General features: G+C 59.8%; 14 protein-coding genes. 8 read left to right on the top strand and 6 right to left on the bottom strand.

The genetic code is table 11. The features are described from left to right. Positions 1 to 126 precede the first annotated feature (126 nt). Both I6L41_RS00505 and I6L41_RS00500 read left to right on the top strand, forming a co-directional pair. Positions 127 to 1,560, top strand: coding sequence for a glyceraldehyde-3-phosphate dehydrogenase (locus tag I6L41_RS00505; protein WP_216961195.1), 1,434 nt, complete (start codon positions 127 to 129; stop codon positions 1,558 to 1,560). A gap of 88 nt (positions 1,561 to 1,648) precedes the next feature. Beyond that, positions 1,649 to 1,942, top strand: a complete 294-nt coding sequence (locus I6L41_RS00500) for a YeaC family protein (RefSeq protein WP_011707127.1) — start codon at positions 1,649 to 1,651, stop codon at positions 1,940 to 1,942. A gap of 262 nt (positions 1,943 to 2,204) precedes the next feature. On the opposite strand, the gene ansA is transcribed toward I6L41_RS00500, so the two are convergent. Continuing rightward, on the bottom strand, positions 2,205 to 3,212 hold the full coding sequence (gene ansA, locus I6L41_RS00495) for an asparaginase (RefSeq protein WP_005335195.1): 1,008 nt from the start codon (positions 3,210 to 3,212) through the stop codon (positions 2,205 to 2,207). A gap of 446 nt (positions 3,213 to 3,658) precedes the next feature. On the opposite strand from ansA, the gene gltS reads away from it, so the two are divergent. Continuing rightward, positions 3,659 to 4,858 carry a sodium/glutamate symporter gene (gene gltS / locus I6L41_RS00490; protein ID WP_005348115.1) on the top strand — a complete coding sequence of 400 codons (1,200 nt, stop codon included), beginning with the start codon at positions 3,659 to 3,661 and terminating at the stop codon, positions 4,856 to 4,858. Between the two features lie 240 nt (positions 4,859 to 5,098). On the opposite strand, the gene I6L41_RS00485 is transcribed toward gltS, so the two are convergent. Then, on the bottom strand, positions 5,099 to 6,970 hold the full coding sequence (locus I6L41_RS00485) for a methyl-accepting chemotaxis protein (protein ID WP_058057175.1): 1,872 nt from the start codon (positions 6,968 to 6,970) through the stop codon (positions 5,099 to 5,101). A 256-nt stretch (positions 6,971 to 7,226) separates the two neighbouring features. Between I6L41_RS00485 and prfB the strand changes: the two genes are divergently transcribed. From prfB to I6L41_RS00460, 5 genes are all read left to right on the top strand, one after another. Beyond that, positions 7,227 to 8,325 (top strand): peptide chain release factor 2 gene (prfB, locus tag I6L41_RS00480; protein WP_100645262.1). Its coding sequence is split into 2 segments (ribosomal slippage): positions 7,227 to 7,301 and positions 7,303 to 8,325, totalling 1,098 coding nucleotides; the frame shifts between segments, so codons are not numbered across the junction. Between the two features lie 73 nt (positions 8,326 to 8,398). Continuing rightward, complete coding sequence (gene lysS / locus I6L41_RS00475) at positions 8,399 to 9,877, top strand: lysine--tRNA ligase (RefSeq protein ID WP_223849333.1); 1,479 nt, start codon at positions 8,399 to 8,401, stop codon at positions 9,875 to 9,877. 226 nt (positions 9,878 to 10,103) lie between these two features. Beyond that, complete coding sequence (locus tag I6L41_RS00470; protein WP_216961190.1) at positions 10,104 to 11,894, top strand: assimilatory sulfite reductase (NADPH) flavoprotein subunit; 1,791 nt, start codon at positions 10,104 to 10,106, stop codon at positions 11,892 to 11,894. Further along, positions 11,894 to 13,618, top strand: a complete 1,725-nt coding sequence (gene cysI, locus I6L41_RS00465) for an assimilatory sulfite reductase (NADPH) hemoprotein subunit (protein WP_216961187.1) — start codon at positions 11,894 to 11,896, stop codon at positions 13,616 to 13,618. Before I6L41_RS00470 ends, cysI begins: the two co-directional genes overlap by 1 nt. After that, a complete protein-coding gene (locus I6L41_RS00460) occupies positions 13,608 to 14,402 on the top strand; it encodes a phosphoadenylyl-sulfate reductase (RefSeq protein WP_005335204.1) in 795 nt (264 codons plus the stop codon). The genes cysI and I6L41_RS00460 overlap by 11 nt, the downstream gene beginning before the upstream one ends. Positions 14,403 to 14,481: 79 nt before the next feature. Here I6L41_RS00460 and folA read toward each other — a convergent pair whose 3' ends face one another. The 4 genes from folA to I6L41_RS00440 all read right to left on the bottom strand — a co-directional run bounded on the left by folA (position 14,482) and on the right by I6L41_RS00440 (position 16,824). Beyond that, a complete protein-coding gene (gene folA, locus I6L41_RS00455; protein WP_216961185.1) occupies positions 14,482 to 14,973 on the bottom strand; it encodes a type 3 dihydrofolate reductase in 492 nt (163 codons plus the stop codon). 18 nt (positions 14,974 to 14,991) lie between these two features. Then, complete coding sequence (locus I6L41_RS00450) at positions 14,992 to 15,459, bottom strand: threonine/serine exporter family protein (protein ID WP_026035076.1); 468 nt, start codon at positions 15,457 to 15,459, stop codon at positions 14,992 to 14,994. Then, positions 15,456 to 16,253 (bottom strand): threonine/serine exporter family protein, encoded by a 798-nt coding sequence (locus tag I6L41_RS00445; RefSeq protein WP_005348133.1) that lies wholly within the window; start codon positions 16,251 to 16,253, stop codon positions 15,456 to 15,458. Before I6L41_RS00445 ends, I6L41_RS00450 begins: the two co-directional genes overlap by 4 nt. Before the next feature lie 235 nt (positions 16,254 to 16,488). After that, positions 16,489 to 16,824, bottom strand: coding sequence for a DUF3135 domain-containing protein (locus I6L41_RS00440; RefSeq protein WP_021229719.1), 336 nt, complete (start codon positions 16,822 to 16,824; stop codon positions 16,489 to 16,491). Positions 16,825 to 16,841: the final 17 nt, after the last annotated feature.

Below are 16,841 nucleotides of genomic sequence, written 5' to 3'. Positions count from 1 at the left end.
TTACAATGCGCGCGCCATATAAGGCCGCGATTGCAGAATAATATAACGAAATATACACCCCTACACTGATCTGCATTCGACGAATTTTCTATTTACACCAACAACGTGAAATAAAGGATCTGGTCAATGACCCACGAGCACTACTTGCAAGCGTGGCAGGAGAGCCAGGAGCTCGCCGAAGCCATGCAGCCCTTGATTGGTCGCCTCTACCGACAACAAGGTGTCGAGATCACCCTCTACGGCCGCCCGCTGCAAAACGCCTCCACCATCGATATCCTCAAGGCCCACCGGGTCGTCCGCCGCCACCAGGGCGCGCCCCTCCCCATCCAGCAAAGCTTCCCCCTGCTTCAGGCCATCGTTGCCCTCAAACCCACCGCCGCCGAGGTTGACCTTGGCAAGCTGGCGGTTGGTTACTGGCAGGATCATCAGGATGAGGCGGGGATCGAGGACTATCTGCAAGCGCGACTGGCACCGGCCCTTGGCCGCAGCCAGATGCCGCAGCCGACCGACGTGGTGCTCTACGGCTTTGGCCGTATCGGTCGCCTGCTGGCCCGCCTGCTGATCGAGCGTACCGGCGCCGCCAATCCGCTGCGCCTGCGCGCCATCGTGGTACGCGGTGGTCGCGACGGAGATCTGGAGAAACGTGCCAGCCTGCTGCGCCGCGACTCGGTGCATGGCCCCTTCAACGGCTCCATCGAGGTGGATGTGGAGCGCAGCGCCATCATCGCCAACGGCACCTTCATTCAGGTGATCTACGCCAATAGCCCGGCCGACATCGACTACACCGTCTACAGCATTCACGATGCGCTGATCGTCGACAACACCGGGGTATGGCGTGACGAGGCAGGCCTCTCCGGGCACCTGAAAGCGCGCGGTGCTGGCAAGGTGCTGCTGACCGCTCCCGGCAATGGGGAGATGAAGAACGTGGTGTTCGGGGTCAACCATGAGGTGATAGGCCCGGATGACAGGATCATCTCCGCCGCCTCCTGTACCACCAACGCCATCACCCCGGTGCTCAAGGTAATGCAGGAGCGATTCGGCATCCGCCACGGCCACGTGGAGACGGTCCACTCCTACACCAACGATCAGAACCTCATCGATAACTACCACAAAGGCGAGCGCCGCGGTCGCAGCGCGGCCCTCAATATGGTGATGACCAGCACCGGCGCCGCCAAGGCGGTGGCCAAGGCGCTGCCGGAACTCAAGGGCAAGCTGACCGGCAACGCCATCCGGGTGCCGACCCCCAATGTGTCGCTGGCGATTATCAATCTGTCGCTGGAGCAGGCCACCGATCGGGAGAGCCTCAACGCCTATCTGCAGCAGATGGCGTTAAGCTCGGCCCTGCACCGCCAGATCGACTTCAGCGCCAGCACCGAGCTGGTCTCCTCCGACATGGTAGGTTCCCGTTATGCGGGCATCGTCGACTCCCAGGCGACCATCGCCGAAGGGGATCACTGCGTGCTCTACGTATGGTATGACAACGAGTTCGGGTACAGTTGTCAGGTAGTGCGGGTGATGGAGCAGATGGCTGGCGTAGTCCGCCAGGATCTACCTGCATAGACCCCGATAGGGTCTACCTGCACAGCTCGCCAGGATCTGCCGGGCTGACCCCGAAGTTTATAGCTCAATAGTTCAAGGAGAAGGCCGGATGTCGTTTCAACAGGGTGAGTTTTTGCAAGCAATCAGGCAGATGCCCGCAGAGGTGTATGAGCGGCTCAAAACCGCAGTCGAGCTGGGCAAGTGGCCCGATGGCAAGCCCCTCACCGACGAGCAGAAGGCCACCTCCCTGCAAGCCGTGATGGCCTGGCAGGCGATGCACCTCGACAATCCCGAGCACATGAACATAGGTCGTGACGGCGAGATTGTGATGAAGAGCAAGAGCGAGCTCAAGCGTCAGTATCGCGATGAGGAAGAGATAGTCCGGGTCGACCTCAACCACTGAGCCTGACTCGGCAGGCCGCTCGCAGCGGCCACAACAGAGAGGGGAGCCATGATGGCTCCCCTCTTTTTTCCTATCGATGCCGGGTGACTCATCCCCCTCATCCCCAACCCTTCTCCCGCCAGGGGGAGAAGGGAGCAGGCTCGCACCTGCGAACAGTGAACGGGCCACCTGCCAAAGCTCTTCATGGCAAGCCTCGTGGCCAACCGCACCTCAATCTATCCCCTCTCCCGCCGGGAGAGGGTTAGGGTGAGGGGGAAACCAGTCAGGGGGTCAGCTCCCCACGCAGCGACTGCTGCATCAACTCGCGAATGCGGTGGGAGGGCAAATCCTGGCTCAGCAAGAAGTGGAGCTTGGTGAGCGCCGCTTCGGCGGTCATGTCAAAGCCCGAGATCACCCCGGCCCGCGACAGGGCATTGCCGGTGGCATAGCCCCCCATGTTGACCTTGCCGTGCAGGCACTGGCTCAGGTTGACGATGATGACGCCGCGGGCCGAAGCCTCGGAAAGCAGCGCCAGCATGGCCGGGTTCTGCGGCGCATTGCCGACCCCGAATGACAGCAGGATCAGCGCCTTCACCGGCTGTTGCAGGATGTTGGCGATCACCTCGCTGGAGATACCCGGATAGAGGGTCACCACGCCGATGGGCTGTGGGGTGATGTCGTGCAGCACCAGCGGCCGCTCGGACGGCACGCCCAGCTCACCCGCTTCCAGCGAGATGGCGATCCCGGCGTTGAGCAGCGGCGGATAGTTGGGTGAATCGAAGGCGTGGAAGCCGTCGGCGTGCACCTTCTTGCTACGGTTGCCGCGATAGAGCTGATTGTTGAAGAACAGCGTCACCTCGTGGATCGGGTAGTTGGCCGCGATATAGAGGGCGTTGAGCAGGTTCTGCTGACCGTCGGAGCGCAGCTCGGCCAATGGGATCTGGGAGCCGGTGATAATGACCGGCTTGTGCAGATCTTCCAGCATGAAAGAGAGCGCCGAGGCGGTGAACGACATGGTGTCGGTGCCATGCAGGATCACGAAGCCATCGTATTTCTCGTAGTTGTCGCGAATATCCTCGGCGATACGCTGCCAGTCCGCCGGGGTCATGTCGGAGGAGTCGATGAGGGGCGCATATTCGTGGATATGGTAATCCGGCATCTCGGGGCGGTGGAACTCGGGCATCCGCGCCAGACAGTCTTCCATAAAGCCCGCCATCGGCACGTAGCCGTGATCGGAACGCTGCATCCCAATGGTGCCGCCTGTGTAGGCAATGTAGATAGACTTCTTCACACCCTCTCCTCTTGATGAAGTGAACACCGCCAAAACATGAACCATGTCGGGGTGAACCACAATGTCAACGCCCGCCAGCGCCTCTGCGTGCAGCGGAAACCGGCGAATTATAGAGACTGGCGCCCCAAATGACAGCCGTTCCATGCACCCTTTTCGGCTTTTCTGCCCTCTACCTACATAGTGTTAAATGTCACAATAAACGACTAAAACGAGCATTAATACGACAAAGATGGAATTAAACGATGCTTTTTGCTACAATCCGCCGGATTTTACTAAAATCTCATCTGGATGCCTGAGCATTTCAGGCCCGCACAAGCCCCATCTTTCCTGGGGCGGGGAGATGTTTCCCCTTCTTTGCTGGCACATAAGCCACACTGTTTTCATCCCGGCTGAATCTGTAAGTCTTTTGCTATGAAAGACACAGCCAATCAACATGGGAGTACTGAATGTTACAACTTGATTCCTACGCAACGCTGGTCGCTGCCACTCTGGTATTGCTGCTTGGCCGGGTGTTGGTTACCCGAGTCGGGCTGCTGCGTACCTTCAACATCCCCAAACCGGTAGCCGGCGGCCTGGTGGTCGCGCTGGTACTGCTACTGCTGCGCTCCACCCTGCAGATGGAGCTGCAATTTGATACCAGCCTGCAAACCCCGCTGATGCTGGCCTTCTTCGCCTCCATCGGTCTCTCCGCCGATCTCGCCAGCCTGAAACGCGGCGGCAAGGCGGTGGTTACCTTCCTGATGGTGGTCACCGGCCTGCTGCTGGTGCAAAACAGTCTGGGTGTCGGTCTGGCGACCCTGCTCGGTCTGGATCCCCACATGGGGCTGCTGGCAGGCTCCATCACTCTCTCCGGCGGCCACGGCACCGGGGCGGCCTGGAGTGCTACTTTCTCCGAGAAATACGGCGTGCAATCCGCCGCTGAGCTCGCCATCGCCTGTGCCACATTCGGTCTGGTGCTGGGCGGCCTGATTGGCGGCCCCGTCGCTCGCTATCTGGTGAAGAAAGTGCAGGTGCCCGGTGAGGAGCACAATCAGGATGAGGCCCCACAGGGCTTCGAAATGCCCGACATGGAGCGCCCCCTCACCACTTTCAGCGTCATCGAGACGCTGGCACTGATCGCCATCAGCCTCAAGGGCGGCGAGCTGCTCTCCGCCTCGCTCAAAGGGGGCGCCTTCGAGCTGCCGATCTTCGTCTGCGTGCTGTTTGTCGGCGTGCTGCTGCGCAACGTCCTGACCCTGCTGAACTGGCATGAAGTGAGCGATCGCGAGGTCTCCCTGCTGGGTAACGTCAGCCTGTCGCTGTTCCTCGCCATGGCACTGATGAGCCTGAAACTGTGGGATCTGGCCAGCCTGGCGCTGCCCATCTTCATTCTGCTGGCCGCCCAGACAGTGGCGATGGCGCTCTACGCCATCTTCGTCACCTTCCGGGTCATGGGCAAAAATTACGATGCGGCTGTGCTGGCGGCAGGTCACTGCGGCTTTGGCCTCGGGGCCACCCCGACAGCCATCGCCAACATGCAGGCCATCACCCAGCGCTTCGGTCCCTCCCACCTGGCGTTTCTGGTGGTGCCCATGGTGGGCGCCTTCTTTATCGACATCATCAACGCCATGGTGATCAAGCTGTTTATGGCGATGCCATTCCTGTAATTCCCTTTCCGTCAGACGTATATGATCAGAGCCCACCTTTCGGTGGGCTCTTTGCTTGCTCTCTACTCGCCAGCTGACGCAGGCAGAGCCGTGGCACGTATCCGGTACCAGGGTGACCCACGAGCAACCCGGACGAAGCTTAATCCCCACATCCCGCACTCCCCCGAACAACAAAAAGCCCCGCACTCGACAGAGGGCGGGGCTTGTTTATCTCAGCCGGAACAGGCCGAGAGTTGCACTTTACAGGATAAAGGTCGACACCTGCTGGTTCAGGTCAGCAGCACGCCCTTTGAGGCTGTGGGCCTGATCCAGATCGCGCATGGCGGCGGCGGTGATCTCGTCACTCACATCCTTGATGGCGGTGGTGTTCTGGGTGATCTCGCCGGTCACCTGGGTCTGCTCCTCGGCGGCAGTGGCGATCTGACCCGCCATGTCGGAGATGAGGGAGATGGCGCTGGTGATCTCTTCCAGTGCGCGTACCGCCTGATCGGCATCCTGCACGCTGTTGTCCGCCAGCCCCTGACTGGTCTGCATCAGGCTCACCGCACGGGCAGTGGTCTGCTGCAGGGTCTCGATAGTGGACTGGATCTGCTGGGTGGAGTCCTGGGTACGGCGCGACAGCACCCGCACCTCGTCCGCGACCACCGCAAAACCACGACCCTGCTCACCGGCGCGAGCCGCTTCGATGGCTGCGTTCAACGCCAGCAGGTTGGTCTGCTCGGCAATCCCCTGAATGGTGGAGAGAATGCTGGTGATGGCCTGCGCGTGACGGCTCAGCTCGCCGATCACCTCGGTCGCCTGCCCCACCTCTTCGGCCAGACCATTGATGGACTGGCGGGTCTTGTTGACCAGCATCTTGCCCTGCTCACTGCTCTGGGCAGATTGCTGGGCAGCGGCGGCGGTGTTCTCGGCGTTGCCGGCGATCTCCATGGTGGCGCTCGCCATCTCGGTGACCGCAGTGGCGACCATGGTCACCTCCTGCTGCTGACGCTGCAGCTCGTCCACCGCGGCCTGGTTGGTCACCAGACTCCGCTCCGCATCGGCGTTCAGCTCGTTGGCCAGCTGGCGGATATTGCCGATCAGCTGATGCTGGCTGCCGACGAAACGGTTGAAGCTGTTGGCCAGTTGGCCCACTTCGTCGTTGGCGTCGATCTTGATGCGCTGGGTCAGATCGCCATTACCATCGGCAATGCGGGCCAGTGCTTGGGAGACCTTGGTGAGCGGGCCAAGCAGCATGCTGACCAGCCAGGAGATAGCGAGGATGCTCCCCACCAGCACCAGCAGCGCCATCCCCAGCTGGGTCATCAGCAGGGAGGAGAGCGGCGCTTCCAGCGCGGCCTTGTCCAGCACCAGCACCAGTTCCCAGTCTGTGTCGGGGATATCAGCCGCCCACAGCAGCTTGTCGCGACCTTCGCTGTCGAAGTAGGCCGGCACCAGATCCTTGCTCGACTTGCTCTGCTCGATCAGCGCGTTGGTCAGATCGTTGTCGATCTCGCTGGCCGGTTTCATCGCCTTGGCGGCATCCTTGTAGGCGATGATGGTGCCATCCTTGTGCATCATGATGGCGAAACCGTCGGCAGGCAGCTGCATCTTGGTCACGTCTTCCACCAGCGAGGCGATGGAGAGGTCACCACCGACTACCCCGCCAGAAACCGGCTGGGCCAGGGTCACCACCATGATGTTGTAAGCCACATCGAGATAGGGTTTGGTGACAATCAGGCCACCTTTGCTCATCGCCTCCTGGTACCAGCCACGGGAGCGCGGGTCGTAGCCATCGCGGTTGATGGAAGGATCGGAGTCATTCATCTTGCCGCTGCTCTCACCGAAATAGGTGAGCTGGAAACGGCCGGAAACTTGTGCCTGTTGCAAGGCATTGAGGGGTTCGGCACCGGCCTTGTTGCCGAGCGCCTGGATCACGTCGCGACGGGCGGCGAGCCAGTCGCTGACACGCTCGGCCTGCTGGGTACCCAGCCGTTGCAACTGCTCCTGGCTGCCTTGCAGCAACAGGGACTTCTGGCTGCTATAGCTCTGCCAGGAGAGCAACAAAATCACCAACGAAAGGGCGATCACCACTGACAACAGTATCTTCTGCTTGAGTGACAGGTTTTTCATCATGTGTTCTTCTTATTGAGGTGAGGAGCGGGTTTTTCCCTAAATTGCACAACACTACACGTAGTCATTAGCGACCCGAATGGCCAAAACTGAACCTGAAAATGGGTCTGCGGGCGATATTTTCTACCGAGGTGGAGAAAAGTGCACCAGAAATTGACGGCATGAGCCGCACAAGCCAAGGCAACCCTGTTTATTCCTTCCACAATTGGCTAGAATATCCCGTTTTTAAATCACATCGACCCTGAGAGTTTTCACGATGTTCGAAGTTAATCCCGTATTAAATAAACTTAAGGAGCTGTCTGAGCGGACCGAGCTTCTTAGGGGGTACCTTTGACTATGACGCCAAGAAAGAGCGTCTAGAAGAGGTCAACGCCGAGCTGGAACAGCCGGACGTATGGAATGAACCCGAGCGCGCACAGGCGCTGGGCAAAGAGCGCGTTGCGCTGGAAAACGTGGTCGGCACCATCGACACCCTGACCCAGGGCGTGGATGACGTCGAGATGCTGGTGAGCCTAGCCGTGGAAGGGGAAGACGAAGAGACCTTCAACGAAGCCATCGCCGAATCCGAACAGCTGGAAGCCAAGCTGGTGGATCTCGAGTTCCGTCGTATGTTCTCCGGTCAGCACGACGGCTCCGACTGCTATATCGACATCCAGTCCGGCTCCGGTGGTACCGAAGCACAGGATTGGGCCAACATGGTACTGCGCATGTACCTGCGCTGGGGCGATGCCCACGGCTACAAGCCCGAGCTGATTGAATGCTCCGAAGGCGACGTGGCCGGCATCAAATCCGCCACCATCAAGTTCACCGGCGAATATGCGTTCGGCTGGCTGCGTACCGAAACCGGCGTACACCGTCTGGTTCGCAAGTCCCCGTTCGATTCCGGTGGCCGTCGTCACACCTCCTTCTGTTCTGTGTTCGTCTACCCCGAGATCGACGACGATATCGATATCGAGATCAACCCGGCGGATCTGCGGATCGACGTCTACCGTGCCTCCGGTGCCGGTGGTCAGCACGTTAACCGAACCGAATCCGCGGTGCGTATTACCCACGTTCCGACCGGTGTCGTGGTACAGTGCCAGAACGACCGTTCCCAGCACAAAAACAAAGACCAGTGTATGAAGCAGCTGAAAGCCAAGCTCTACGAGCTGGAAATTCAGAAGCAGAACGCTGAGAAACAAGCCCTGGAAGAGACCAAGTCTGATATCGGTTGGGGCAGCCAGATCCGTTCCTATGTGCTGGATGACTCCCGTATCAAGGATCTGCGCACCGGCGTCGAAACCCGTAATACCCAATCGGTGCTCGACGGTGACTTGGACAAGTTTATCGAAGCCAGCCTGAAATCAGGTCTGTAAACAAGCAGGAATCACCATGTCTGAACAAACCATCACTCCGGAAGTCGACCAAACTCTCGAACTCAACAACGAGATGACCGAGCGTCGTTCCAAGCTGGCCGCCCTGCGCGCCCAGGGTAATCCTTTCCCCAACGACTTCCGTCGCGACAGCCTCTCTGGCGATCTGCACGCAGAGTTCGACGACAAAAGCGCCGAGGAGCTGACGAGCCTGGGTAAACGGGTGAAGATTGCCGGTCGCATCATGACCCGCCGGATCATGGGCAAGGCTTCTTTCGCCACCCTGCAGGACATGGCCGGCAAGATCCAGGTCTACGTCACCCGTGACGACCTGCCGGAAGGTTTCTACAACGAGCAGTTCAAGAAGTGGGATCTGGGCGACATCGTGGGTGTCGAAGGTACCCTGTTCAAGACCCAGACCGGTGAGCTCTCCGTTCACGTTTCCGATATCCGCCTGCTGACCAAGGCGCTGCGTCCGCTGCCCGAGAAGCACAAAGGCCTGACCGACCAGGAAGCTCGCTGCCGCCAGCGCTACCTGGATTTGATCGCCAACGAAGAGTCCCGCAAGACCTTCATGATCCGCACCCAGGTGGTTGCCGGTATCCGCAAGTTCTTCAACGAAAAGCGCTTCATGGAAGTGGAAACCCCGATGATGCAAGTCATCCCGGGTGGTGCCTCCGCGCGTCCGTTCGTCACTCACCACAATGCGCTGGACATCGACATGTACCTGCGTATCGCTCCGGAGCTCTATCTGAAGCGTCTGGTGGTTGGTGGTTTCGAGCGTGTCTACGAGATCAACCGCAACTTCCGTAACGAAGGTATCTCGGTTCGTCACAACCCCGAGTTCACCATGATCGAGTTCTACATGGCCTACGCCGACTACATCGATCTGATGGACCTGACCGAAGAGCTGCTGCGCACCCTGGCGCAGGACATTCTGGGCGACACCAAGATCCGTTACGCCAAAGAGGGCGAAGAGGGCCTGACCATCGATTTCGGTCAGCCGTTCCAGCGCCTCACCATGGTCGAGTCCATCCTGAAGTTCAATCCGGATGTAACTCTGGACGATCTGGCTACCCTCGAGAGCGCCAAGGCCGTTGCCAAGCGTCTGCACATCGAGCTGATGAAGGGTTGGGAGCTGGGCCACGTGATCACCGCGATCTTCGAAGAGACCGTGGAGCACATGCTGCTGCAACCGACCTTCATCACCGAGTACCCGGCCGCCGTTTCTCCGCTGGCTCGCCGCAACGACGTGAACCCGGACGTAACCGACCGCTTCGAATTCTTCATCGGTGGCCGCGAGCTGGCCAACGGCTTCTCCGAGCTGAACGATGCAGAAGACCAGGCCAAGCGCTTCCAGGATCAGGTTGATCAGAAAGAAGCAGGCGACGACGAAGCCATGTTCTATGACGCCGACTTCGTCACCGCACTGGAACACGGCCTGCCGCCGACTGCCGGTCAGGGTATCGGTATCGACCGTCTGGTCATGCTGTTCACCAACAGCCACACTATCCGTGACGTCATTCTGTTCCCGGCCTTACGTCCACAAAAGTAAGATCCGCAGAAGTAAGGCCCACAGAAGTCAGCTACATCCCTTGGGTCAATCCCGAGCGTGATAGCCAATAAAAACGCCCCGCGACTGCGGGGCGTTTTTCTATCTCCTTTACCACCCAATCACTTTATAAATTCAATAATGGAATAAAGAAGATATTTTTATTCTTTGTTGTTAGACAACACGCCCTTTAATCTGGCCAAAAATCAGACCATGGAAGACGCGTGTGATGCAATTGAAGGATTCCCCATTCAACCTATCCCCCCTCTCTGACGAGCAGCAACGTCAGCTGGGCCAGGTACTCTCGACCCTTAATACCCAGCAACTGGCTTGGGTGAGCGGATATCTCTACGGCCTCTCCCAGACAGGTCAGCAAAGCGTTGCAGCCAGCGCTGCCGTGGCTGCGCCCAGCGGTAGCCTGACCATTCTCTACGGCTCCCAGACTGGCAACGCCAAAGGTGTCGCCATTGCCATCAAGGCGCAGGCCGAAGCCCGCGGCCTCCCCGTCACCCTTGCGTCGATGGCCGACTACAAACCCAAGCAGCTGAAGAAAGAGAGCCACCTGCTGGTGGTAGTGAGCACTTACGGGGAGGGTGAACCGCCGGAGAGCGCCGTCGATCTGTTCGAGCAGCTTAAAAAAGGCAAGATTGGCAAGCTGGACGGGCTCAAGTTCGCGGTACTGGGGCTGGGTGACAGCTCCTACGAATTTTTCTGCCAGACCGGCAAAGATTTTGACGACTTCCTCGCCAAAGCAGGGGCCGAGCGGGTTTATGAGCTCGCGAGCCTTGATGTGGATTATCAGGATGCAGCCAAGGCGTGGGGCGAACAGGCACTCAACGCCATCACCGCGACCCTCTCTACCGGTGCGGCCAGCAGCAGCGTAGCCAGCGCGGTGCAGCAGGCGGTTGGTCACTGCCAGTACAGCAAGGAGAACCCCTTCCCTGCCCGCCTGTCGGTCAATCAGAAGATCACCGGCCGGGATTCCACCAAGGATATCCGCCATATCGAGATCAATCTGGCCGACTCAGGCCTCACCTATCAGCCGGGGGATGCCCTCGGTGTCTGGTTCGACAATGACGCCGAACTGGTGGGCGAAGTGCTGGCCCTGACCGGCCTCTCTGGTGATGAAGCCACAGCCCACGGCACCTTGCGCACCGCACTGACCGGTCACTTCGAACTGACCCGGCTGCACGGCGGCTTTATCACAGGGCTCGCTGATATATCGGACAACGCAGCGCTGAAAGATCTGGCTGGCGACAAGGCCCAGGTCAATGCACTGGTCGCCTCTGCTCAGGTGGTGGATGTGCTGAAACGCTTCCCGACCGCGCTCACGGCCGAGCAGCTGGTTGGCCTGCTGCGCCCCCTCACCCCGCGCCTCTACTCCATCGCCTCCGCGCAGAGCGAGGTAGAAGAGGAGGTGCACCTGACCGTCGGCGTGGTGCGCTATCCACAGGAAGATGGCACAGTGCGCTCTGGCGCAGCCTCCTCCTATCTGGCAGATCGGCTGATTGAGGATGGCGAGGTTCGGGTATTCGTGGAGCACAACGACAACTTCCGCCTGCCGCAAAACCCCGACACCCCCGTCATCATGGTGGGCCCGGGCACCGGCATCGCCCCGTTCCGCGCCTTTATGCAGGAGCGGGAAGCGCAGGGGGCCGAGGGCAAGAACTGGCTCTTCTTCGGCAACCCCCACTTTACCCAGGATTTCCTCTATCAGGTGGAGTGGCAGCGTTATGTGAAATCTGGGCTGCTGTCGAAGATCTCCCTAGCCTTCAGCCGGGATCAGGCCAACAAGATCTATGTGCAGGACCGTCTGCGTGAAGCGGGCCAGGAGCTCTACCAGTGGCTGGAAGCAGGCGCTCACTTCTATGTGTGTGGTGACGCCAACAAGATGGCCAAGGATGTGCAGGAGGCCCTGCTGGATGTAATTGCCGAACACGGTCACAAGAGCCGTGAGGAAGCAGAAGAGTATTTGAGCGAATTGCGTCGTGCCAAACGTTATCAAAGGGATGTCTATTGATGAGCAAACAACCTCTTTCTCACCCAAAAGCGGGACCGGTCGAAGGGCCGCTGGCCGACAACGAGCGCCTCAAGCGCGAGAGCAACTTCCTGCGCGGCACCATTGAGCAGGATCTGCAGGACCCGCTCACCGGCGGTTTTAACGGCGACAACTTCCAGCTGATCCGCTTTCACGGCATGTACCAGCAGGATGACCGCGACATCCGCCCGGAGCGTGCCGCCCAGAAGCTGGAGCCGCTGCACAACGTCATGCTGCGTGCCCGCCTGCCGGGTGGGATCATCACCCCGGCCCAGTGGCAGATCATCGACAAGTTCGCCGAAGAGCACAGCCTCTACGGCAGCATCCGCCTGACCACCCGTCAGACCTTCCAGTTCCACGGGGTATTGAAGCGCGACATCAAGCTGATGCACCAGACCCTCAACAGCACCGGTATCGACAGTATTGCCACCGCGGGCGACGTGAACCGCAACGTGCTCTGCACCAGCAACCCGGTGGAGTCCGAGCTGCATCAGGAGGCCTACGAGTGGGCCAAGAAGATCTCCGAGCACCTGCTGCCCAAGACCCGCGCCTACGTGGAGATCTGGCTGGACGGCGAGAAGCTGGGAGGTGACGAAGAGCCGATCCTGGGTTCCAACTACCTGCCGCGCAAATTCAAGACGACCGTGGTGATCCCGCCTCACAACGACGTGGATATCCACGCCAACGATCTCAACTTCGTGGCCATTGCCGAACACGGCAAGCTGGTGGGCTTCAACGTGCTGGTAGGCGGCGGCCTGGCCATGACCCACGGCGACACCAGCACCTATCCGCGCAAGGCGAGCGACTTTGGCTTTATTCCGCTCTCCCACGTGCTGGAGGTGGCGGCCGCCGTGGTCAGCACCCAGCGCGACTGGGGCAACCGGGTCAATCGCAAGAACGCCAAGACCAAGTACACCCTCGAACGCGTGGGAGTGGAGGCCTTCAAGGCCGAGGTGGAAAGCCGCGCCGGCATCCAGTTCGGGCCGGTTCGCCCCTATGAGTTCACCAGCCGGGGCGATCGCTTCGGTTGGGTCGAGGGGATCGACGGCAAGCACCACCTCACCCTGTTTATCGAGAATGGCCGCCTGCTGGACTTCCCGGGCAAGCCCCTCAAGACCGGCATGCTGGAGATCGCCAAAGTGCATCAGGGTGACTTCCGCCTGACCGCCAACCAGAACCTGATCATCGCCGGGGTACCTGCCAGCGAGAAAGCCCGCATCGAAGGGCTGGCGCGCCAATACGGCCTGCTGGATGATGGCGTGAGCGAGCAGCGCAAGCAGTCCATGGCTTGTGTGGCCCTGCCCACCTGCCCGCTGGCGATGGCCGAGGCCGAGCGCATGCTGCCGGCGTTTGTCACCGACATCGAGGGCTTGCTAACCAAACATGGGCTGGCAGATGACGCCATCATCTTCCGGGTCACCGGCTGCCCCAACGGCTGCGGCCGCGCCATGCTGGCGGAAGTGGGTCTGGTGGGCAAGGCGCCTGGCCGCTACAACCTCCATCTGGGGGGCAACCTGGAAGGCACCCGCATTCCGCGCCTCTATCAGGAGAACATCACCGAGCCGCAGATCCTGGCCGAACTGGACGCGTTGATCGGCCGCTGGGCCACCGAGCGAAATCAGGGTGAGTGCTTCGGCGACTTCGTGATCCGGGTTGGGGTAATTGCCCCCGTTATCGATTCTGCGAGGGACTTCTATGCCGCTTAATCTGCCGCTTAATGTCACTGAAGATGGCCGCCTTGACCTGCAGGCGCTGCTGGCCCTCGGCCGTGAGGAGCAAGTCGAGGCACTGGCGCCCCTCAACCGCGAGCTGGATACCATGAGCGCCCCCGAGCGGGTGCGCTGGGCTCTGGCCAATCTGCCGGGGGAGCATGTGCTCTCCTCCAGCTTCGGCATTCAGGCGGCGCTGATGCTCCATCTGGTAAGCCGCGAGCGGGCCGATGTGCCGGTGGTGCTGACCGATACCGGTTATCTGTTCCCGGAGACCTACCGCTTTATCGACGAGCTGACCGAGCGCCTCGCGCTAAATCTCAAGATCTATCGGGCCGAGCTCAGCCCAGCCTGGCAGGAGGCGCGATTTGGCCTCCTGTGGGAGCAGGGGGTGGAGGGGATCACCCGCTACAACCAGCTCAACAAGGTGGAGCCGATGGACCGCGCCCTGCGTGAGCTGGGGGCCCAGACCTGGTTCTCCGGCCTGCGCCGGGAGCAGTCCGGCAGCCGTGGCAAGCTGCCGGTGCTGGGCATCCAGCGCGGCCGCTTCAAGTTCCTGCCGGTGATCGACTGGAGCAACAAGGATGTCTTCTACTACTTCAAGGAGTTCGACCTCCCCTACCACCCGCTGTGGGAGCAGGGTTATCTCTCGGTGGGCGATGTCCACACCACCGCCAAGTGGGAGCCGGGCATGAGCGAGGAGCAGACCCGCTTCTTCGGCCTCAAACGCGAGTGCGGTTTGCACGAGGAAAATGGCGAGAACGACGGCTCAGGCATCTAATTCCATCTTGAAAACCCAACAGAACAACAAGGGCATCCGAAGATGCCCTTGTTGTTATTTGCAAATTAGCATTCGCCCGTCAGCGGCGCTGCCAGGTCTCGAAGCTATAAGGGTACGGGTTCTTCTCATCGGCAGGGTGGCTCTCGCAATCAACGCGTTGCCACTGACCATCGTCAAAAGCGGGGAAGCGGGTATCCCCCTCCACCGCCAGATCGATGCGGGTCAGGTAGAGACAATCCGCGCTCGGCAACATCTCGGCATAGAGATGACCGCCACCGATCACCATCAACTCCTCCAGCGAGCTACCTGCCAACAGCGCCAGCGCCGCCTCGACGGAGCCCACCACCTCAATGCCCTCGGCCTGATAGTCGGGATTGCGGCTGATCACCAGATTGCGCCGTCCGGGCAGCGGTCGTCCGATGGATTCGAAGGTTTTGCGCCCCATCAATACCGGTTTACCGAGGGTGACACGCTTGAAGTGAGCCAGATCGGCAGGCAGATGCCAGGGCATCTGGTTGTCCTTGCCGATCACCCTGTCGTGGGCCATGGCGGCAATCATGGAAATCTTCATGGGGCCTCTCACCGTCTGTCAGATTATGGGGCGGTTACGGTACACGACCAGAGAGGGGATCGCCAAACCGAAACTGAGGGCACCGACGATAAAGAGCGCCTTGAGGCCGTTCTCCACCGCACTCTGGATCAACTCCATGGTCACACCGTTGATGTTGAGCTCTACCACCGCAATCATGGTCTTGAACGCATAACTGCCCGGGATCATCGGAATGATGGAGGCAACGCTGAACACCGGACGCGGTGCCAGCAGACGGCGCGACCAGTAGACGCAGACAAAGCCGACCGTGGTCGCCGCCGCCAGCGTCGCCCACTCGATAGGCATGCCATAGTGGATCAGCAGGGTACGCAAGCTGTGAGCCAGCGCGCCGCCCATGGCGCAATACTTCAGCATCCGTGGCGGCACGTTGAACAGCATGGCAAAACCCACCGCCGGAATGGAGGACCAGAAGGCATCCTTGGCCAGTAGCCAGAGCAAATCCATCATACTTTCCACCCCCAGATCCCGGTGACCGACATGGCCAAAATGATACCTATGGCGGCGCTGATGGTCAGCAGGGTCGCGGTCCCCCAGCGGGCCAGCCCCATGTTGAAGTAGCCCTTCACCATGTCGGAGACGGCATTGATCAGCGGAAAGCCCGGCACCAGCAGCAGCACGCTGGCCGCCATGGCGAGATAGGGCTGGTCACCCCAGTTAAAGAAGGTGGCGCTGGAGGAGAGCAAAGTAGCGATAAAGCCGGTGGCGGCAAAGTTGATGAGCGGGCTGTGGTGATGGCGAGCCATCAGCTGGCGCACCCGCATCGCCACGGCAGACGAGAAACATGTCACTAGGAAGATGGGCCAGTCACCACCAAACAACAGGCTGAAGGCGCCGCAAGAGAGCCCCACCATGGGGACCACCAGCCAGGGGTGATAGTGGAAGGGGACGATGGCCTCGAGCCGCTGGCGCACTTCACGGGCACCGATCAGCTCTTTCTCCGCCATGATGCAGATCCGCTGGATCTCGCACACCACCTGCATGTTGATGCCATGTTCACGCACCCGCCGGGTAGTGGTAACACAGCCCCCCTGATAGAGACTGGTGAGCACGATGGCACTGGAAGAGATGGCCATCTCGACACTCTCCAGCCCCAGCGCCATCCCCAGCCGCACCGTGGTCTGCTCGATGATCCGGCTCTCCGCCCCGAACTGGGCCAACATCTGACCCACCTTGACGATAATGCGGGTGATCTCTGTCTGTTGCTCCCGCGACAACACCCGTCTTGGTGTGATACTTCTCATAATCCCTTCGAGTCGTAGCAATAAAAATTTCGGCCATATTAGCCTAACTTTTACTGTTATTCATCCACCCCTATCACAACCTGACTAATTAGTTATTACAAGAAGGAGAAAAGAGGTTACATCACAAATACATTACGACTAACATTAAAAACCATAACAATCAGGTCGCCAGCAATTCCCTTTATTATGGCTTCACCGATTTGACTGAAATATCAACCAAGGGGGTTATTGCAGATTATTTGCGACGTCGATAGTCCGCCAGATGGATTATTTTACCACTGCCATCGCTTTCAGGCGGAGGGTCCCCCTCTTCTCTGAACTGGCTCATTTCGCTGCGCATCAAATAAAAAGATTCCCGCATCATGTTGGTAATCCGGATACAGCTATCAAGATTGTTTTTCGCCAGACGGCGCTGACCATCAATCTTGAACTGCAACCCGCGCAGACGGCGCTGCTGATCGGGGCTCGCTCGGGCCATCAACTGGTCGATCTGCTGCTCCAGAATCGCATCCAGCCGGGAGGGCTCACTCGCAGCCAACTCCTTCAGGGTGTCAAAATCAGGCAACTCCATATGCCCTCCTTGGCGAC

Source organism: Aeromonas sp. FDAARGOS 1411 (assembly GCF_019047125.1).
GTDB lineage: Bacteria > Pseudomonadota > Gammaproteobacteria > Enterobacterales > Aeromonadaceae > Aeromonas > Aeromonas veronii.
The sequence above is the reverse complement of the archived record's forward strand: the minus strand, read 5'-3'. Positions and strand labels throughout refer to the sequence as shown.